The organism is Legionella pneumophila subsp. fraseri (genome assembly GCF_000586315.1).
GTDB lineage: Bacteria > Pseudomonadota > Gammaproteobacteria > Legionellales > Legionellaceae > Legionella > Legionella pneumophila_B.
This window is the reverse complement of sequence record NZ_JFIM01000001.1, coordinates 48,949-71,275: the sequence shown is the minus strand read 5'-3', so window position 1 is coordinate 71,275 and position 22,327 is coordinate 48,949. Positions and strand designations below refer to the sequence as shown.

Sequence of the window (22,327 nt, the reverse complement as noted above, 5' to 3'; positions counted from 1 at the left end):
TATCATCAAACTCACATCAACTAACCAACTGAATAGTAATATCCCGCGCATCAGATAAACCGCGGTCATCAACCACCCTTACCACATATTTACCGGGCTTCGCCTGCCAGAGATAAGGTTGATCTGATTGTGTTTCAGCTACAAAACTTTCATTGATAAACCAATATAAGTGTGCAATTCCAGCATCTGTAACTGCGGTTAATGGGATTATCTTGTTTGATTGGGTATTAGCATGGACAATATAACTTACCCCTGTTTGGGGCGAAGTAATTTGGGGACTGATGCCGCCATTTCCTGACAAAGCGCAATCTGGTTCAAAAAATGGGGGGGTATGCCTTTGAATTCCTGCTTTTCTAAATATTTTTAATAGATCAGAAGGCCAAAATTCATACACCTCGAAACGAGTATTTTCGTCGATATGGCAAGTACGAAGTCCTGTTTTACTGTTAATTGCCACCTCTCTAAAAATGGTATCCGTTTTAATGGGTGATTTACCTGGAATAAACCAGGTCCATTCTGTATCGGTACAATATCGGCCAGGAAGCATGCCTGATGCTTTACATACTTCTATTTTTTCCAGATGCATGTATTCAGGATTTTTTTCAACTCGAGCTATTGGGCCTCTTTCATGTTTTATTGCGTCAATCAACTCAAAAAACAACGGCGCAGCAATTTCTTTACCTATAAAAGCCGGATTTGCCTGATTATCAAAATTTCCTATCCAAACCGCCAATACATAAGGGCCAAAAACTCCAACTGTCCAGGCATCTCTGTATCCTGAGGAAGTTCCTGTTTTCCAGGCAATTGGTAATTGAGAACTGCCATTATTATTCGACTCTTTCATTGGAGTATTTTTTAACATATCAAAAATTAAGAAACTCGCCTCGGCACTAAGCAAGCGATGACCTTCTTTTCTGAGCGCTGCTTTTAATGAATTGACCGGATGCCAAATTCCATCATTAATCAGCATGGCATATAAACCAACCAACTCTTTCATAGTCAGTTCAACACCACCCAAATTAAGAGACAAACCATAATAGGATTCGGAACGCAACTGAGTTACATGCGCCTGTTCCAATAACTTATGTAGTGTTGGATTAGTTAATTGATTGGAGAGGTCAATAGCCGGGATATTACGACTAAGTACCAACGCATCTTTTGCTTTGATGGGGCCCATAAAGTCATAATCAAAGTTTTCAGGATTATAACCATTAAAACTCTGTGGTACATCCTTTAAAACCGTATTGGGGTGAATTAAACCTTGATCGAGTGCTAATCCATAAATAAATGGTTTTAGAGTTGAACCAGGTGATCTTTTGGTTTCTACACCATTTATTTGTCCGCTTATCTTGTTATTAAAAAAATCAGCAGACCCCATCAACGCCTTAATGCTCATAGTACGACTATCCACAAGCAACACTGCCGCGTTGTGAACACCAAACATTTTTTTTCTTGCCAAATAATGTCTTGTAATTCGCTCCACAACTAATTGAAGCCTGTAATCCAAAGTTGTTGAAATACTTTGTGATAAACCAGGATTTTCTTTCAATACCATGTTTACAAAATGAGGGGCATGGAAAGGTAGGTTTTGATTGGTTTGCATGACTAAAGGCAGCCCAAACAGAGATTGCTTCTCTTTATCTTCTGGATGCTGCTTCAGCCATCTGGCAAATAAGTGATTTCTTATTTTTTTTAATTCACTGTTTTTTGATGTTCTTTTTACCGGATTTTGCGGGATAATGCTTAAAGTTAATGCCTCTGGTAAACCAAGCTTTCTAACAGGCTTATTAAAATAAATTAAGCTCGCTGCCCCTGCTCCTTCTATATTCCCACCATAGGGCGCCAAATTGAAATAAGCCTCAAGAATTTTATCTTTATCATAATGACGCTCTATTTGTAATGCCCTAATAATTTGCCATAATTTTCCGGAAATTTTCTTGGAGTTAATTCCAAAACGAATTCGCGCCACCTGCATTGTGATTGTTGAAGCGCCAATTCTGCGAGACTTGACCACATACGTTTGCCAAATGGCTTTCATCATGGAAAAAGGGTTCACTCCTTTATGCCAGCGAAAATACTGATCTTCCTGTAAAAGGGTAGCTTCAATTAACTCCTTGGGTATTTGAGATAACGGAACATACAGCCTGTATTTGTCATCTTCACTTAAAATTAATCGTAATAATTGTTGATTTTCATCATAAACTGCTTTAGAAAAATTGAATTCTTCCAATAAAGAAGGTTTGGGAGAAAAAAATAATAATAAAAACCCACTGACAAATAGCGCGACCAGGATTATGCTAAGATATTTTATTGCTTTTCTCATTGCCCACAGCAGGGATGATATAAAGGTTAAATTATATTCAAATTAATATTTAAATGCATTAGAATTGGCAAAGGATAGACTAATAATTATAAATTAAATAATTTATTGCGGGGGCTGTATGCTTTACCGCACCCTCATTACAGATCTTAAAAATTAACTTAGACCAACCAGGACCCCATATCACTATGAACAAAAACCCATTCTCCTTAATTATGAATGTATTGTGTTCAATATTTTCAACTCTATTCGGTAAAATAAAATGGAGTAGTCCGATCTGGTTAGTTTATTTAAAACATAAATCAAAAAATTCCCCCCAAATATTCTGGGGAACAACCCTATTATTTATCGTGTTATTAGGCGCAGGAGCTTATGGCGCTTATTGGTATAATAATTTGCCAAAACCAATTTATATTACCGCTTCCATCACAATACCAGATATCACACCTAATGAGGAAAACCTTGTTCCAAGTAATGTTATTATTGATTTTGGCATTAGAAATAATGAATTTATCCCACAATCAGTTGCCCCCATTAATTTAATTGGTAAAGAAATTGATGAAGGGATAGAGATGAACCCGCAAATTGCTGGCAAATGGAGTTGGAATAGCGATAGTCAATTAATTTTTATTCCCGCTGAAGATTGGCCTGCGGGACAAAAATATACTATTCATTTTGCAAAAAATTTCTTTGCGCCCAATGCTAATATTGAAAGTTATGATTTATCCTTTACAACAAAGTCCTTTCAAGCCTCAATCAGCGAGTTCAAATTTTACCAGGATCCTGTCAATGCAGAAACAAGGCACGCTGTAGCAACCATAGAGTTCAACTATCCTGTAAACCCCAAGAGCCTTGAAAAAAATACTTCTGTTGTATTCCAAACCATTAAAAATGGAAAAGCGGATCTCACAGCGGAATCCGTTTCTTTTTCTTATACTTATGATAATAATAAGCGAACTGCCTATCTTCATTCAGCAAATATCAAAATAGAAGATGTATCGCGTTATTTACTTTTAACTTTGAATAAAAATGTCAGTTCTTCAACTGATTCAGCAATTCTTGGACAAGCAATTAGCAAAAATTTGCTGATACCCGATGCAAGTAACTTTCTAAAAGTAGTTTCAACCTCAGCTAATATAGTCCGTAATGATAAAGACAGGCCCGAGCAGGTACTTAGTATTGAAACCAGTCTTGGTGTTGATGAAAATGAATTTAATAAATCCATACACGTCTATTTGCTGCCTCAAAACTATCCTGCCACTGCCGCGGAACCAGAAAAATCTAATTACGAATGGCGAAATCCGGGTGAAGTAACGGATAATATTCTGTCTCTGTCGACTCCATTACCTAAAGAGGTGATTCCTTCTGAGCAAAATTACACTACTTTACATAGCTTCAAATTTAAAGCACAAACTCCCCGATACCTTTACATCAAGATTGATAAAGGAATGAAAGGTTTTGGTGGTTTTAAATTAAGCAATGATTACGCTGCTATTGTTCCTGTACCAGAATACCCCAAAGAAATCAGTTTCTTGCATAAAGGCTCTCTATTGGCACTGAGTGGTGAGAAAAAACTATCAGTCCTCATACGAGGAGTACCCGCAGTTAAGTATGAATTCGCACGTGTATTACCTGATAATGTCAATCAACTGGTTACTCAAACACAAGGCGATTTCAGCAACCCTTATTTTATTAATCCCTCCTTTAATCAACAAAACATCAGTCAAATTTTCTCGGAAATCCAACAGTACGACTCCAGCGATTTAACCAGACAGCAATATACATCCCTTGATCTGGGTAAATATTTAGCATCCGAAGCCAATGCCTCAGGACCACAAGGATTGTTCTTATTACAGGCAACAGGTTGGGATGTAACCAATCAATACGCTCTGGATGTTAAGACCAGTCGTCTGATATTGATTACTGATCTGGGGATGTTGGTAAAAGACAATAATGATGGGAGTCATGATGTATTTATTAACTCCATTACACAAGGACTCCCGGTTGCAGGGGCAACAGTTACCATTTTAGGTAAAAATGGCTTACCTATTTTATCTCGTGTTACTGATGAACAAGGACGGGCAAATTTTCCTACTTTGAAAGATTTTATTGAAGACAGAGAACCAACCGTGTATTTGGCAACCCTGAATAATGATGTGTCTTTTATTCCATTCAATAATTACAACAGACAATTGAATTTTTCAAAATTTGATATTGGAGGAATCTATACCAATGATCAGGATTTGCAGAACTTAACGGCTTATTTATTTTCTGATAGAGGAATATATAGGCCTGGAGACACAGTACATGTTGGAATGATTGTAAAACGAGCCTTTGCAGAACCACAACCTTCTGGTCTGCCATTACAAGTCACTGTAGTAGATGCGAGGGGAACCACTATCAAAGACCAAAAAGTGACATTAAATGACACTGGCTACATGGAGCTTGATTTTACTACCACTGCCAATTCTCCCACTGGTCAGTATATGGTTTATTTATACCTGGTAAAAGATAATCATCCGCAAAGTCTTCTCGGCTCAACCAGTGTTCGTATTTCTGAATTCCAACCAGACAGAATGCGCATTACTTCCAGCTTTGACCCCAAACCTTTTGATGGCTGGAGCTCACCCATTGACCTGAAAGCCAAGGTAGATCTTTGGAACTTGTATGGTGCCCCAGCCGCCAATAGAAGGGTAAGCGCCAAAATTCTATTAACACCTCAACGAGTACAATTTGACAACTATCCTGATTATATTTTTGCAGACCCATTATATGATCCGAAAAAACCACCTAAAGTTTTTACAGACAATCTGGCAGAAGCAACAACCAACGAGAATGGACAAACTGAATTTAACCTGAATCTCGAACGTTTTGAAAAAGCAACTTATCAATTAACATTTTTTGCTGAAGGCTTTGAGGCTGGTAGTGGCAGAAGTGTTACCACACAAACTAAAACGTTGGTCAGCCCTTTACCCTACTTCATTGGCTATAAAGCGGATGGTGATTTGCATTTTATTAAACAGAATAGTGTCAGGAATGTTAACTATATTGCAATTAATCCGCAGTTAGGCAAAGAAGAAGTAAAAGATTTAAAGATACAATTAATTTCCCTGCGCCCTGTCACCACTCTGGTTAAAAAAGCCGACGGCACTTATCAATATCAATCCACAATACAATCTACAGTCATCAGCACTAATCCATTCGAAATTAAAGAATCTGGCATTAACTACACCCTGCCAACGAATACCATTGGAGATTATTCACTCAACGTACTAGATAAGGATGATACTGTTCTTAGCCAGCTGCAATTTAGTGTAGTGGGTACCAGCCAGGCTCCTCTCGCTAAAAATGCGGAATTATCCATCAAGCTCAATAAAGAGGAATATCAAGCCGATGAAGATATAGAAATTCAAATTACTGCTCCTTATACTGGTTCAGGCTTGATCACTATTGAAAGAGATAAAGTCTATGCTGTACATTGGTTTAAAACAGAAGCCCAAAATTCTGTACAAACCATCCGTATCCCTGCTGATTTCCAGGGTAATGGATATGTGAATGTGGCGTTTATTCGTGATTGGGAATCTCCTGAGCTCTTCATCAGCCCGTTAAGTTATAGTGTTGCTCCATTTAATGTGAACCATGATAAGCACAATATAAAAATTGGACTAAAAACACCTGAATTAGCCCGTCCTGGGGAATCTTTTACGATTGATTACCACACAGACAAACCCGGTAAGATCATCGTATTTGCTGTGGATGAAGGAATATTACAGGTTGCCAATTATGCTACGCCTGATCCACTCAGTTTCTTTTTCCAGAAACGAGCTTTAGAAGTGTTAACCCAACAGACGGTTGATCAAATCTTACCTAAGTTTATCCAGGATAGAGAAATATCTGCTGTTGGAGGTGATGAAGGTGAAGCAGCTTTAGCCAGTCGTCTCAATCCATTTAAGAGAAAGACTGACCTGCCGGTTGTTTACTGGTCCGGTATTCTTGACACCGACAGTACGGACAGGCAATTAATCTACCAAATACCGGATTATTTTAACGGAACCATCCGGGTAATGGCTGTAGCAGTTGCTAATGACTCCGTAGGATCTAGCGAAGTTTCAGCAGAGGTTCGCGGTGATTTTATCATAAGTCCCAATGTGCCTACTTTCGTTGCACCCGGAGATGAATTTGAAATATCAGCCAGTGTGGCAAATAATATTAAAGATTCAGGAGAACACGCTCAAGTTGAAGTAGAACTTACAGCATCACCAGAGCTTGAGGTAATCAGTAGTGCAAAAGAGTCTCTGGAAATCAGCGAAGGCAATGAGCAAACTGTGTATTTTAAATTGCGGGCCAAATCTCTGTTGGGATCCGCTAGCATTGCTATCACTGCCAAATCAGGAGATAAATCGAGCAAGATGGATAGCACGCTTAGTGTCAGGCCTACCAATCCCTTCACAACCTATATTAATAGTGGCAAATCACAAGATTCTCAAAAATCATTAGAAGTTATCCAGACATTGTATCCGGAGCATCGTAAGGTAGAAGCTACTATATCTACCAGCCCATTAGTTCTAATCTTTGGATTACAAAGATATTTGGATAATTTCCCGTATGGTTGTACAGAGCAATTGACAAGCAAGGCTTTGCCCTGGCTGGTTATGAACAGTTTACCCTGGTTCAATTCGGAAAGTGGCCCAATTCATGAAAAAATTAACACCACAATTCAAATGTTAAGCCAGAGACAAATGTCTAATGGAGGGTTTAGCTATTGGCCTGGCCTAAATGACAACTCAGGGAATAGTTTTGCATCAGTTTATGCCATGCATTTCTTAACTGAAGCAAGAGCACAAGGATTCAATGTCCCCGGAGAGATGTTCTACAATGGGATTAATTATCTTAAAGAATTAGCTAGCCGCAATCCTACGGATGCAGACACAGCAAGAATTCAAGCTTATGCCATCTATATTTTAACCCGTAATGAATTAGTCACTACAAATTATTTAGCCAATTTACAATTGTATTTACAGCAAGATACTTCGAAAAACTGGCTAAAAGACATCACAGCAGTTTATATTGCAGCCACCTATCAATTATTAAAAAGTTATAATGAAGCAAATCAATTAATTGGCCAATATCAACCACCAACAAATAATGCATTTACAACTGATTTTTATGATCGCAATATCGCAGATGCACAATATCTCTATCTTGTTGCAAAACATTTTCCTAATTTACTGCCTCAAGTAAGCGACAATATACTGATGAATTTGGTACAAGCGATAAATAATGATGAAATCAATACAGTCTTATCAGGTTTTTCCAGCCTGGCTTTGGGTGCTTACCCACAAAATGAATCAACAGAGCTATCTGATAAGCTATCCATGACTGAAGTGTTGACAAACAATCAGCAGAGAAACATCCCCACTGATCAAAATAATTATCAAAAATTAAATATTGATGAAACAGTCAAAACAATCCGCTTTAATAATCCTGACAAACAAACATTCTTTTATCAACTTGTTCAATCAGGGTTTGATAAAGTAATCCCAACAGAACCTTTAAAACAAGGTATAGAAATTTTCAGAGAATATCGGGATGAGAAAGGTAATGTCATTGATTCAGCGACTTTGGGTGAAGAAATTGAAGTACACCTGCAAGTCCGGTCATTAGATAATAATTATCTGAGCAATATTGCCATTGAGGATCTCTTGCCAGGCGGATTTGAGGTCGTTAGAGATTCAGTAAAAACGGATAATATGGATTATGCCGATGTCCGGGAAGACAGGGTTAACTTCTTCGGCTGGGTAGATTTAACTGCAAAAGAGTTAGTTTATAAAATAAAAGCAACTAACGTTGGTAAATACATAGTTCCGCCACCCTATGCAGAAGCAATGTATAACCCAAATACGAAGGCAAGAGGTTCCGCGTCAGTCATTACTGTGTCCAGAGAAGAAGATTAATTGCTGGCAAGCAAAGTCAGATTTTAACTCTTGACTTTGCTTGCTAAAAAACACCTATTAATTGCCCTCATATTTACTCATGCCGACAACGGTAATGTGGCATTATATAATCAAAGTATGATTTTGCCCTGTCGCAGAGAGGACAAAGACTAATAAAATGAATATTGTTGCTGGACACTTTCCAACTCTCGTTGTTTCAATTCCATCTCCTGTTTACTTAAATCTAACTGCTGTTCAAGCTGTAAAGACTTTAGCCTGAGAGCAATAAGCTCCTTAAAAAACAACCAATCATTTTTATAATCTAAATAGCGAAGATTACGATAAGCTTCACTTTGGCTAAATTGATTATCAATCATATCTGGTAACTGATTAGCATCATCCAAAGCATTGCTAATACCACAACCTAATAAAAAATTAGCAGGCATCAAAGCATCTCCAACCAAGCAAAAAACACCGCCCTTAGGAAGGGGCAAAGCGAATTTATCAGCAATTTCAATATCTGTTTTAAAAACAGAAGCTAAAGCAGGAAGGCTCGTCTTAAAATTCGTATTGTTAAATAACAATTGTAATACCAAGTCAAACCATTGTTTTAACTCTTTTTTATTATTATCCTTGAGAATGGATTCAGGAATTTCTCCAGTGAGGTAAAGATCTCCACTCTTTTTTGAATATTTCAAATAAATTAGAGGTGGATAATCATGCGTCCAGCCCATAGCCTTTAACGGAGCAATCTTATCTAAAGAGATGAAGCTGGTTCCCTCAATAGGACTTAACACCGGATTAGCTATCATCGCCAAAGGCGGATTATTGATCGACAAATACATCACACCAAAAGCATTATGATCGGGATTATCTAACTTTTCATAACCAATTGCGAACTCTGGATTTTGCGTATTCCACAACTGAGCAAATGATTTTGATGTTTTTCCGGATGCGTCAACTAGCAAATCAAAACTGTGATTTTGTATGCTACCATCATGATCCAAGGTTAACTCCTGATTCTCAGCATCAACCTTGACAATTTGCGTGTCTCCCAAGTGAAAAATGAGCTGTTGCTCTGCATTATTGAATTTAACAGTATAAGGATCTTCATCGTCCTGAAAAGTAAAACCACCTTGGGCATAAATATATTTCAACTTATTATACTGATAACGCTGCAGCTCTGCGATAGGAATTACAGTGCGCTCTTTTTCAATTAATTCAAAGAAAGCTAAATCCAATTGATCTTCTGCGCTTAATTTCAAGCTGGATTCATCCATGGGACGGATTAATTTACAGATAAAGTTATCTTTGAACTCCAGAGAATACCCTTTGCTTGCCAGTTGACTTAGAGCAAAAAAATCTCTGATGGTATCATCCTGCAAGAACACCCCTTGTTTGCGACTAAAAACATCATCTTCAGATCGGCAGTCAATTAATTCAACGGAATACCCTTTAGCTAATAATGCAAGTGCACTAGCCAAGCCAGCCGGCCCCATGCCAATGATATATGCTTTCTTTCCCATAAGTCGGACCCTACTACTTAAAATAAATGACGTATTTTAGCATTTAATTGTTAAGAAATTATTAGGAGGGTATTTCTGGGGTTCCAACCTGGAACTCCAGGTTTATGTCCCCAAATCAAAACGAATTACATCCATGATACCTTTTTGACAAATATCGCAAAATGATGCGTGAGACTCCATAACACAATTCAAGCCTGGTTTGTGACTTGCGCCTTGATAAGATGGTGAATCTCCATAGCCACCTCGATATGCTCCATATTGAGGTGGCGTTGGATGCCAATCACTATAAGGAGTAGGAATAGAAATTTGTGGATTCACTAACTCATTCCATTTTAATCCCGAATAGCCTGGAATAGTTAGAAAAGTGATGTTTTGTGACCAGGGCTCCTCCATTTCCGGAGCAAATTCCAATTCAGTCCGCCCACCTCCTTCATATTCTTCATTGAGTCCAAAAAAATGTCCCAATTCATGTATCAGAATGTAGGTAAAATAGGTTGAATTATCAGCAGGTATTGCCGTATGTGATTTGTAATTACCTACTCCCCAGTATTGACTGTTATTAACCAAGACTATTGGATAATCGTAAGGAGCTGACGCCAATCCCTGGCGGAATTTGTTCTCTCGTGTAGGGTAAACAATATGATACCAACGTCCAAAATTATCCCAATAGGGATAATATAAACCTAAAAATGAATCAAACTCTGGTACAGGCAGACCCAGATCTTCAGCCACTCCCAAACGCTTAGGGGATGGATTAAATACCCCATAAAAATCCATATACTCTAAGCCAGGAAACTGTTGACTTTGTAACGCCTGTACAGTTTTAATGGCACGTTTCCAAAATTTCGCTTTTTCATTTTGAGCATACCCTTCAGCATAAATATTCACTCTTAAAGAGGGAGTTTTCACAGCAGGTAATAATTGCCTCACTTCCAAATCATTGAAATGACGATTCTCTCTTGTTAGTTCACTAACAATGATGTTTTTCTCTACAACTTTTTCCATAAAACCTGTTTGAGGATTTTCAGCATAAAGTTCAAAAACCATATCATGGGATGGAACGGGGAAACGCAAATTAATAGCGCGCGCCAATTTACGATATTCCTTACCTGTACCAATTGCATCGAAATATACTGCTTCACCACCAACTCTGTTTTTCAAAACACCTAGATAACTCCCCCATTGAGGTTTATGGATACTTCGTGATAATAATGCTGGTGTTCCTGAGGGTTCTATTATTAGCATACCAATCTGATAAGAATCGGTTTCCTCAATCCAATCGGTTTGAATCCGTAACACATCAATCCCTGTGTTTTCCCGGACTATCTTTAAAGAATCGGGATTGACTTGATGGAATTTTAAATTTGGATAGTGACTGTCTCTTGGTACTTTATAACGGTCCCAATACGGATTGGCGCATGCCAGATGAGAAATTAAAAAAATAGAGCAAATGATAAAAAATCTTATCATGGGTATGACCTCCTTGTATTCCAGAACTATTGTTCCATGCTAATTTATAGATTTTCCTCCACTCGTTAAGCTCAACTAATAAACTTAACGAGTGACTCTTTTTATCCATTGAACTTCATATTTTGTGAAAAACATTGATTTTGAGTATCGAAGCGAGAACAGCACACTTAGAAGCGCCTGCTGCAACGAAGCACAGAAAATCATGATTTATAGGGCAAAAAAAAGACCTATCCATGGAGGATTATCACCTAATAAAACAGATGGTTCAAAACCTAATGATTCGATTCTAACCCACTCTTTATCCAAATACTTCAATTGATCATTTAATGCTTTGTTATCCGTTTTATTTGTCGCATCAAAGCAACGATCAAAAGGATCATAGGTATAAGGATTACAAACTACCGCCTCCATGTTATCCATTATCCCAATTTTGTTGTACCAATCATCAATCAACATTGGGCCGTCTGGTTTTGCAGCCGGATCGAGCACATAAATGGTACCCATGTAGTTGACAACAGTTGACACATGATACCACCAACTTACTGCTCCCTCAGAGGAGTAAGGAGTTTGCATTTCCAAATCGCCAAAAGCAAAAATTTTTGCGGGAATAACAAAATGTTCGCTATCCAGTTTAATTCGGGACAATGCCGCTCTGGCAAAACAACCATCATCAGGATAAAGCCAACTGATTCTTCTTTGAAAATTAGGCTTATCAGGTGAATATAAAAAACGAGTATCTCGTATGAGGTTAAACATGTTCATCAGCTCGTCATAACTGCTAACCTTCGGCACGGTGGAGTAATCTATTTTCTGTAAAGAGACTTTTTTTGAAAAAGGCGTGCCTCTGGCAATTAACATCTTAAGTTCGTTTTTTGGTTTGCTGTTTATGACACGTTCCACTGCATCCTGAAAAGATTCTCCTGGAAGCCGTTTTTGTGAGACAGTTGCGTTTACCAAGCTGCAAAAAATTAAAAACGGAAATAATGACAAAATAATAGCTATTTTTTTCATAGCAATCCTTGAGTATTTATAATATTGGTTGATATTTTATCCAATATTTGTCGTCCTTGACATTCTTTATAATTAGCATGAACTGGTTGAAAAGACTAGTCTATTAGTCATATGAACTATCAGTAGTCAAAAGATAATATATCAAAAACATAATGACTTATGTCTTTTATCAGGGTAGACATTCAAAATGTCTAATTTAATTGATCTGACCTTACCAACAAGTTTCTCATAAAATAATCTATAATTCAGATATATATCAATTTATAGATTAGAGGCTAGTCATGGCTAGTGATAACCCTTTTTCAGGCCTAAGAGAAAGAATGTTAGATCTCTATCATAAAACAGAAATGAACCAGTTCCGTGAACCTGTATTTAGCGAACACTTCAAGGGCGCTACGCTTAATGGTAGTGTTATTTATCGAGCTAGTTTAAAATTTCAATCGGATACAATCTTAGAAGACCAGCGCGCACATTTACAAGGTTTATTTTTAGCTTATTTAGAAGATCAAGCATCCAGCATTTATAAAGAATACTTTGATAAAAAATTTGGCTCAGGACCTAATACCACCACCCGCTCCTTGCTTGATCAATTTGAATCAAAAAACGATGCTAGCCTTGAAAAAATTCGAGCGGTTTTGGATAAATGTATAACAGAAAACAAAGAAGAGGATTATTGGTTTACTAATGCTGTAAGAGGAATCCTTCTAACTAACGCTTTTGCTATTTCCGAAAGCTCAAGTGAATCCTACCAATCAGAATTAGAACAGAGAATCAGCAAACTAATTCCACCTCCTGGCAATACAAATGAGGAAGAACAACAAAAGATTTACAGCCCGTAGTTGTTAGATGAAATAGGTATGACCTAGAAAATACTCATATTAACCAAAACTTACTATCTTATCGTTTAGTATGGACGAGCAGTATTCAGAATTCCCTACTTGTTATACGGTCTTTGTAATTAATTATATTGCAGAGTGTTCGATTTATCAAAATAATACCCTGTCGCCAAGTTGAAACAACTTTTATTATAGTACTTATTTATTTTTTGTTTTCTACCGTTATTGTGGGGTGAATTTGCTTATCATCGTGTGTTATGCCTTCAGTATCATTAGTACCCTTTTCAATTAAAGTGGTATCTTCTCCAGACATTTTTGCTATCTTGGCAATGCTCATTTTGGTTGACTGTTTTTTACTAAACATGCCATAAGGGTTTGCTGAATGTACAGGGAAATTAGTTTTAATCGAATCATCAACATGTATCCTTTTGCCTTCAATACAGGACATCACTGTATGATAAGCCATATTAAAATCAGGATTATTTGTATGCCAATTATATTGCTTATCTTTACCGTCATTGTAATAAGTATATTCAGGAATTACTCGTTTTTGGAAATTACAAGCTATTTGATGAATATCATCTCTTGTTAACTCAACCTTTTGGGTCGGATCCAGATTAACGATCGCAATATCAGTATCAGAACTTAAGCCTAGGCCATTCTTACGTACTACAGCAAGTAATCCTGGTTTTGACTGGATTGGGATGACTTCACTCCAAAACCCCATATTGGAACTTGGCAATGAGCTTAATATGCTATTGATTTCAAACATAAATTTTCTCATATCATGCTGACCATTCCAACCATTTTGAGGTGTTCTGGGAGCGGGATTAAAATTTTCGTCTGAAAACCCAATCGTTATATTTTTTTGGGCTAGCCTTTCTTGAAATGCTTTACAAACAACTTCATCACCACAATTAATTTGATTTTGCAAAGTCTCCAGATAAGGAACTAATAATCGCCCTTGCGATTGTTTATCATGCTGTAAATTGTTATAGATGCTACCAGCTTTTTCTTTTTGGATATTCTCTATAGCCATCTCAGTTAATACTTCCATAGCCACCTTGTTGTCGGGATGTATTTTATCAAAGATTGTATGAGTACGTTGTGCATAATAGGTTTGCTCCAGAGCATGAACCCTTCTGAATACTGGTTTTGCCAGTAAATCACCCGTTTCATCGCCTGACAAGGCATACCACCCACCGCTTGATGTTAGAGCACAGAAAGCTATTTTTTCACGCATTTTTGTTTCTACTTCTTTGATTGTCGCTTCATTACCGCTTAGAATCTCGTTTTGAATGTCTTTCACAAAAGAATAGCGAAGGACTGACTCTAGGGCCTCGTCATAATCATAGCTTCTTTCATGTTTAAATTTTTCTTGCGCACCGTGCAAAGTATGATGTTTTGCCAAACGGTGTTCTGCCATTTCTTCCAATATCGTCATGGCTAGGGAGTTGTGATCGTGATTACCCGAGAAAGCAATACATCCTCCTTTGGCATTAGGATGTAATTTCTTTTGTTTATCCAGAAATACAACTTGAGCCTTAACTCCCTCCTCCTCCTTACACCATCCGGGCAAACCACCATAACCATCTCTTTGCGCATAATAAGTACCGCGAGTAATATGGGTTGGCCCTTTTTCTGGAAGCAACAAACCATCAACCACATCGGTAAGCTTCTGACTCCCACTGAAAAGAAGTTCATCCAATATAACGGGTTTAGGTTTATTAAACTGCTCCGCAAGATCATAAATATAAGCATAAATTTGTTTGCGTAATTCTGGATTTAAATAGCCTACAGCATCAATGCGAACACCCTCAAAGCCATAATCAATCATGTACTTATAAATATAAGGCTTCCAAAATTGTTCAATAATTTCATCTCGGATTTGAGGGTCACTGTAGTCAAACGCGATAGCATCCTTAAAATCAGGATGGACATCCTTTTGAAACCATTCAGGATGCTCTTTTCTGTGCCGTGAATCGGCGGCAACGTGATTTAAAACCAAATCAAACATTGGTACCAAACCATGATTGCGGGCTTCTGATGTGAACCTCTGCATTGCTTCCATGTCGAGCTGCTTTTTCAACTTAGGATCAACATTGGGAGGGAGCGGGTTAAAATAAGGACTTATCAGATCACAATCTGTCATAGCATATAGACTTCTTGTCACCTCATTATAAGCTCTGACACCAATTGTCTTATCACGCTTAAATAAACCCTGAACATCCCCTGCTGTTTGTATCGGGTTTATCCATACTGCATTAAATCCCATGGCCTGTAATTGAGGAAGATAGGCAATCATTTCCTCTATGCTTCCAAATTGAGTAGGAAACATGTTATAACAACGTAAAATCCCATTACCATCCAGGATTACACTTTCTTCACGTTCTGTTTTATTGACTATCTCTAATTTTGATTCTGCCATAATAATATGCCCATATAATTATCTTTTAGATAAAATATAGTACATATCTCAGGATTATGCCTCTTGAACTTAAAAAGCAAGCAAACATAGCTGTTGTATAATCAATAGGGAAATTTATCTTGTAATTTTTCTCATCTTTGAATGTTATTGAGCGGCTAAATTGATATTGACAGTTTTTAAATAAATCAAATTGTGTTAAAATATTACCGTATTTATAGCACCAATTATTAACAAATATTGGTGTCAAGACTTAGACTTTATTCTCTAACATGTCTTGAACTTAAAAATTTTGTGGAGGATTTATGGGTAGCTCCTATAATGATTGGCTGAAATCGTCATATAGCGAATTAAAGAAAATAAACATCATCGAAAATCTGATAAAGGAAAACAACCTTGCCAAAGCAAAAATGCTTTTAAATAATCTCGATCTCACTACCCTCATCAAATACACCGAATTAAGTAAAACAATTACAGATTTTTGCGAAGAACCAGAGCAAAATGATATTTGGCGGGCTCATCTGCAAAGTTTTAACGAAGATGATTTTTCATTTGAAGAATACCTACCTGTCACTTTATCCCAATTAGTTAAAGGCATCTATTTTTACGGACAAGCAGCTGAGTGCCGAGAAGTAGAAGGTAAAGCATTTGGAGATAATGAGCTGGAATTTCTTAGAAAGAGCGCTCATCACCATTGTTTTTATGCTTATAATTCTTTATCAACCTGGGCTTATGAAAAATACAAAATGGGTTTGAATGATTATTCCTTATTAACCTTGCACTATGCTCAAAAAGCCAGCCAATATCATTGGACTCCAGGATATTTATTATTTTATAAGACTTGTTTAAATTTAGCCATCTTATCACATTCCCCTTCTTTACCTTACCAGGAAGCATTAGAGGCGCTCTTGATTGCCCGCAAATTAGCTGAACATCCTTATTCTATAAGCGCTATCAATAATGCCTACTTTGGGAAAGGCCTGATTCATGGGAATAAGACACAATTTGAATCTTGGGATAAAGCAATATCAGAAACTATTGTCAAAGGCAAAATACCCTCTGCTCTAATTAATAAAATTTATGATAAAGCATCTGAAAAAGCCAAACAGATACTGGATGAATTCACACATGAAGTAAAAGATAAATCAGAAGAAGAGAAATTGGAAAATGAAGCAGCTCCTACTTTGTCTATTTGACGCTATAATAGCAAGCGATTCGACTGATAAAAGTGGAGTTATAACTGAACAATACTATTTTTTCTCAGTTTTGTAGTTTAATAATTTTCTATGGTGACAGATTTTATGGGATATCATTTTTTAATGGAAGGAAATGGCATTATTGCATGCTATGACATGTACCCGACTCAGTTCCACTCTATTAAGGATATGATTGATTATTTGCCTGTCTTAAAACAGATGGGGTTTAATGCCTTATGGATTAACCCCATGCAAATGCCTGGCGACATTAGCGGTTTTTTTAAAACGGATAAAAATAATGGTGTAAAAACAGGAAACGAGGTCACGAGAAGCTTGTATGCCATGAGTCATCCGCTGCTGTTCAATCCACTATTTAGTTTAGGATCCCCTGGCGACTCCATAGAGACAATCCAACGATTAAACGCAGAAGCTTTGCAGTTATTCACCCAAAACGCAAGGAACCTCGGAATAGTCCCGATGTTTGATCTGGTTTTAAATCATGTAGCCATTGACTCTCCCTTGTGTCAGGATAAGCCTCATTGGTTTAAAGGGGTTCATGAAGACTTTAAAGACGTACGTGGCTTCAATTACGATGATGAAAGCATAAGAAAAGAAATCATAACGGAATTTTGGCAACCTTATATCAAACGTTATATGCTCGAGTATGGTTTTGATGGGGTTCGTGTCGATGCTGTAGGTTATGTACACCCTGAGGTAAGGCGTGAAATATATGCCTATATCCACTCCCTTGCTGCAGAACACGGTAAACCAAAGCCGGTTATCCTTGATGAAGCTTTATTTAGTAAACGGCCGCTTGCAGATGAAGTAAACTATTTAAAACTTCCTGACATAGGCCCAACCCATATTACTACAGAAGCTTATAATGCTGAATTTGATCTTGCTAGTACTGGCTTGCCCTATGAAGTAACACTGGAAGAACAATTAAAAGCGAGTGTTGTCTTCCAACAAAAAGATGGCACAATGCGTGAAAACACGAAGGGAGGCTGCATTAATTTTTGTGGGAATCATGACTATCGCTCATTGGCTATGACTATTTTATTTCAAATGGCCAAAAAAAGACTGACATCTGATTCTGTCTATAATGACTTAATGTCTTCTTATCAAGAGTTGTACTTTAAATTTAATACCGAGCAAGAAAAAACACATGAACTCAAAGAGCCTTTGAAAACAACCTTGCTTTACTCTTATGTTGATCAAATCAAAAAGGATCTGGAAGATAATAAGGATGATACAGTACAAGAATTTAAAACCCTGGTATTGGAAAAACTGGCTTTATCCGCTCTTACAGGCAGTGGCGGATGGTTTTTATTATCTGGTGATGAAACATGCGATATCACGGCAAAAACAGTATTTCAGAGAAAAGGAGCTGTTGATAAATCTTATTATCCGCAACGTGAACATCGTATTTTTAGCGAGAAATCAGTTATTGCTCACAAAATATTAGAAAAAATGGCAGAAGATAATTTCTTCTTAGAAAACGCGGATAATAAGTGGATGTTGGAACTATACCGAAGTGCATCAAGTTTTCCTGAAATGCAAAAACGTCTTTTAGTATCTCACATTGATAATATTAAACACCAAATAAATGCCGGTATCGATCATGTGCAAGAAAAATTTGCCAGGCTGCTTGCCGTTGAAGAATTAAATATAAAGTTCACCCCTCAAGATTTTTTAGCGAAACCAAGAACCCATGAAAATGGATGGCATGGATTACAGAATAATTTTGTATTTATTAGGCAACTCAATGCGTTATTAAAAAACCTGCCCGCATCCCTTCCTGGATTTTCCAGTGAGTTGGTTCGACTCCCCGAGAAACCACATCTCATCATTGTAGTAAGAAAAAATGGTAATGAATTAAATGCACCAATTGATATAGTTGTTGTTAATATTAATCAGGATAAAAGAGAAACCTTAACCAAGGGAGATATTCAATTAATCGCCAAAAACTATTGTAGCCAATATTTTTCTAAAAATAATTCAGGTGTTTGCGATAATTTATGGGAAAAACTCTATTTATCTGTTTTAAAATCTGCTGCAAACAATAGAGTTCACACTGATACCAGCATTAAACTCGAAGGACCCCATTTGTTTGAGTTTAAAGAAACATCAATAAATACTTTTTTTACAATTGAAAAAGAAAAAACTCATCCACATAGAAATGATGAAAATACCGCTTTGAATAAAAACGTAATCTTGCGTTAGAGACCTTTCAAAGCAATCCGGTTAATTGCATCTACCAATGCTACTCCTTCCAACTGCTGAACCCTTGCTTTTAGCGTTTGAGGGGTATCTCCTTCTAAAATGGGACATTTTTTTTGCAAAATGATAGGACCAGCGTCTACTTCTTCTGTTACATAATGGATAGTGCATCCTGTTTCCATAAGACCGGAATCAAGAACAGCTTGATGTACGTCCATATCCATTTTTCCTGCAAACGCTGGCAATAAAGAGGGGTGAACATTGATCACACGATTATTCCATTTATTTACAAAATCAGCCGACAAAATTCTCATGTATCCAATCAAAACAACCAAATCTACCTGATGGCTGATTAGTATGTCACTTACTTTTTTATCAAAATCAATTCGGTTTAATCCCTCAGGATTAACAAATTGTGTATTCAAACCCAACAATTTGGCTCTTTCCAGAATAATAGCATCGGGTTTATTACTAATAACAACGTCTATCGTTGCCTTAAGAATTCCCTCATTAATTGCATCAACAAGTGCCAACATGTTTGTTCCACGAGTAGATCCTAATATTCCTAAACGAATCATAAAGCACGCAACCTACGCATTGCTTCAACGCGAGTATTAATTAAAGGTAATGTGCCAATATCTTTTCTGTGAAACAGAGGTCCTTTTATATTATTTATTTGTTGTTCAGCAATTTCCTCTGCCTCACTGATAGTATTCGCTATGCCGACATAGGCGGCTGTCCGCGAACCAGTAGCGTAGAGCTTGCTATCCTTAAGATCCACCGCAGCCAAATATAAAGTATCTTTAGGTTCGACTGCAGAAATATCGATTTCAACGTCGCGCAAAGGATTATCGGGATAACCATCAGGGACAGCGTATTTACAAACGGTGGCTTTATTCAAAAAACGAACGGATTCTTTTCGTAAATTGCCATTAGCCATCGCAACACATAAATTAACAAAATCAGATTCCAACAGGCTAAGCACATTAAGAGCTTCAGGATCTCCGAAGCGAGCATTAAACTCAATTACATACACCCCATGTGCAGTAGCCATAAATCCACCATACAGTATCCCTATGTATTTATCAGACATTTCCGTCATGAGTGCATTGATTACTGATTGATTAATTGCAAAAGCAGCACGAACATCTTGTGGAGACAAAAATGGTAAACTGTGATCTGCAGATGAATAACTCCCCATACCACCGGTATTAGGCCCCTCATCATGCTCATAAGCTCGTTTATGATCTTGCACAATAGGCATTGGAACTAATGAGATACCATCGGAAAAGCACATAAAAGAAAATTCTTGGCCTATTAATTTCTCTTCAATGACTAAAGACTGATGATGATCAAAAATTTCTCTACAATAGTCCAAAGCCTCTTCAAATGATAACAGATGTTCCCCACCAACCTTTACACCCTTGCCCGCCATTAATCCATTCGCCTTAACCACATAATTATTTTCACCTAATTCAGATAAAAATTCTCTTATACCTTCTAAACAGGTAAATACTTTGTACTTAGGCAAACCTGGAATTTGGTATTTTTCCATCAACTCTCTGGCGAATGATTTACTGGTTTCAATTTGCGCCAGGTTTTTCCTGGGTCCTATAACAGGAACTCCACAATCCCACAAAGAATCAGCAACAGCATGCTCCAAAGGAGCTTCTGGGCCAATAATAGCCAAATCAATTCCCCATTCCCTTGCTTTCTGGTTCACTTGTTCAGAGACAGTAATATCACCTACCCAATAATCTGAAGTGAGATTTTGGATACCAGGATTTCGTGTTGTTCCAAAACAATAAATCTTTGGCTTATTCTCTGATTTACTCAACGCTGTAGCTATTGCATGTTCACGCGCACCGGAACCAACAATAAGAATATTGATCAAGACATCTCTCCTATCTCTGTTTCTTGGTCATTTTCAGTTAATCTTTTTTTCTCCAATAATTTAATTTTGTCTTCAGTAATTTGTCCACAAATGTATTTGCCATCCATACAAGCCATACAAGGCTTACTCATATCATACTGTCCCCTGCGAGACACCGCCTCTATAAGGCTTTCTTGAGTTTGGTATAATAATTTATCCACCCCCAGAAATTGACGGATTTCTTCTTCTGTTTTATGAGCTGCAATCAATTTTTTACGTGATGGGATATCAATACCATAGAAACAAGGATTTTTAATCGGTGGGCAAGTTGATACAAAGTATATTTCTGATGCGCCATATTCTCGTATCATTCTGACTATTTCACGGGATGTAGTTCCTCTTACGATACTGTCATCAACAATCAATACCTTTTTTTTATTAATTTCAGTTTTTTGAGGAGTTAACTTATAACGAACCTGCCTTGCTCGCGACTCCTGGTTAGGCATGATAAACGTACGCCCAATAAAAGGGTTTTTATATAAACCTTCGGAGTATCGTATTCCCAGTTCATTTGCAAAAGCTAATGCTGCAGTATTGGCTGTTGAGGGAGCTGGGATCACCACATCAGGGAGGGTATCAGGAAACCTCTCTTTCCAACTTTTAGCCAAGTTTTGACCCATACGTAATCTGGCTCGATAAACGCTTACATCGTCTAATGTGGCATCTGGCCTGGCGAAGTACACGTATTCAAATATGCATGGAGTAAATTCTTTTGCTGAAAGCACTTTTCTGTACAATTGACCTTGACTATTCACATAAGCAACTTCACCTGGCAGCAAATCACCTTTAGGCTCAAAACCTAGAGCATAAAAAGGAGTGGTTTCTGAAGCAAAAATGTAATCTTTACTACCGTCTTCATGTATTCGCTCACCCCAAACTAAAGGGCGGATACCATGTGGATCCCTAAATGCCACCAAACCTTTACCAATGACTAAACTAACAACAGAATAGGAACCTTGAACTCGTTGATGTATTTCGTGAACTGCCGAACATAGCAACTGAAAGAATTGTTCTTCATCATGATCAGAATAAGACCCCTTGGCTAAATAGTCTGCCAGAAGTAATAAAAGAGCCTCAGAATCAAGAGTAGAGTTTAAATGCCTATGCTGTTTCCCGCATAAATCATCAACCAACTCTCCATAATTCACTAAATTTCCATTATGAGCCAGAGCTATCCCGCGAGGGCTTCCTATCCAAAGAGGCTGAACATCCGCTTCACTATAACCTCCTGCTGTGGGATAACGTACATGAGCAATACCGATATTTCCCTTCAGTTTAAGAATATCTTCAGAAAAAATAGACTCTCTGACCAATCCAAGTCCATGTTTGAAGTAAAAGCGATCATCTCCTGTTAAAATACCGGAGGCATCTTGTCCTCGATGTTGTAAATGAATCAAGCTATCATAAAGCTCAGCAGCGACGGGTTCATGACTGTAAATTCCTACAATACCACACAT

11 protein-coding genes and 1 pseudogene are annotated in these 22,327 nt (G+C 37.4%); 4 read left to right on the top strand and 8 right to left on the bottom strand.

The features are described from left to right. Positions 1–16 precede the first annotated feature (16 nt). On the bottom strand, positions 17–2,323 hold the full coding sequence (gene pbpC, locus CC34_RS0100270) for a penicillin-binding protein 1C (RefSeq protein WP_028378143.1): 2,307 nt from the start codon (positions 2,321–2,323) through the stop codon (positions 17–19). A 185-nt stretch (positions 2,324–2,508) separates the two neighbouring features. Here pbpC and CC34_RS0100265 point away from each other — a divergent pair, with 185 nt between their 5' ends. Continuing rightward, positions 2,509–8,274, top strand: coding sequence for an alpha-2-macroglobulin (locus CC34_RS0100265; protein ID WP_028378144.1), 5,766 nt, complete (start codon positions 2,509–2,511; stop codon positions 8,272–8,274). A 149-nt stretch (positions 8,275–8,423) separates the two neighbouring features. Here CC34_RS0100265 and CC34_RS0100260 read toward each other — a convergent pair. The 3 genes and pseudogenes from CC34_RS0100260 to CC34_RS0100250 all read right to left on the bottom strand — a co-directional run bounded on the left by CC34_RS0100260 (position 8,424) and on the right by CC34_RS0100250 (position 12,260). Further along, positions 8,424–9,822, bottom strand: a pseudogene (locus CC34_RS0100260) (lpg1666 family Dot/Icm T4SS effector). Positions 9,823–9,881: 59 nt separating this feature from the next. Next, positions 9,882–11,273 carry a M64 family metallopeptidase gene (locus CC34_RS0100255; RefSeq protein ID WP_080272019.1) on the bottom strand — a complete coding sequence of 464 codons (1,392 nt, stop codon included), beginning with the start codon at positions 11,271–11,273 and terminating at the stop codon, positions 9,882–9,884. 183 nt (positions 11,274–11,456) lie between these two features. After that, complete coding sequence (locus tag CC34_RS0100250; RefSeq protein ID WP_028378146.1) at positions 11,457–12,260, bottom strand: protein-glutamine glutaminase family protein; 804 nt, start codon at positions 12,258–12,260, stop codon at positions 11,457–11,459. A 281-nt stretch (positions 12,261–12,541) separates the two neighbouring features. On the opposite strand from CC34_RS0100250, the gene CC34_RS0100245 reads away from it, so the two are divergent. Beyond that, positions 12,542–13,099: a hypothetical protein gene (locus tag CC34_RS0100245; protein WP_027227162.1), complete on the top strand. Its 558-nt coding sequence runs from the start codon at positions 12,542–12,544 to the stop codon at positions 13,097–13,099. 199 nt (positions 13,100–13,298) lie between these two features. On the opposite strand, the gene CC34_RS0100240 is transcribed toward CC34_RS0100245, so the two are convergent. Beyond that, complete coding sequence (locus CC34_RS0100240; protein ID WP_028378147.1) at positions 13,299–15,524, bottom strand: alpha-amylase family protein; 2,226 nt, start codon at positions 15,522–15,524, stop codon at positions 13,299–13,301. Between the two features lie 302 nt (positions 15,525–15,826). On the opposite strand from CC34_RS0100240, the gene CC34_RS0100235 reads away from it, so the two are divergent. After that, entirely contained in the window at positions 15,827–16,717 is an 891-nt protein-coding gene (locus CC34_RS0100235) for a DUF5630 domain-containing protein (protein ID WP_027227164.1), read from the top strand. A 105-nt stretch (positions 16,718–16,822) separates the two neighbouring features. Beyond that, positions 16,823–18,940, top strand: coding sequence for an alpha-amylase family protein (locus tag CC34_RS0100230; protein ID WP_028378149.1), 2,118 nt, complete (start codon positions 16,823–16,825; stop codon positions 18,938–18,940). On the opposite strand, the gene purN is transcribed toward CC34_RS0100230, so the two are convergent. From purN to purF, 3 genes are read right to left on the bottom strand one after another with little or no spacing between them, the layout of a single operon-like run. Continuing rightward, positions 18,937–19,515, bottom strand: coding sequence for a phosphoribosylglycinamide formyltransferase (gene purN / locus CC34_RS0100225; protein WP_027227166.1), 579 nt, complete (start codon positions 19,513–19,515; stop codon positions 18,937–18,939). The two genes, CC34_RS0100230 and purN, sit on opposite strands and share 4 nt — an antisense overlap. After that, positions 19,512–20,831, bottom strand: a complete 1,320-nt coding sequence (gene purD, locus CC34_RS0100220; protein ID WP_027227167.1) for a phosphoribosylamine--glycine ligase — start codon at positions 20,829–20,831, stop codon at positions 19,512–19,514. Before purD ends, purN begins: the two co-directional genes overlap by 4 nt. Beyond that, a complete protein-coding gene (gene purF, locus CC34_RS0100215; RefSeq protein ID WP_027227168.1) occupies positions 20,828–22,327 on the bottom strand; it encodes an amidophosphoribosyltransferase in 1,500 nt (499 codons plus the stop codon). The genes purD and purF overlap by 4 nt, the downstream gene beginning before the upstream one ends.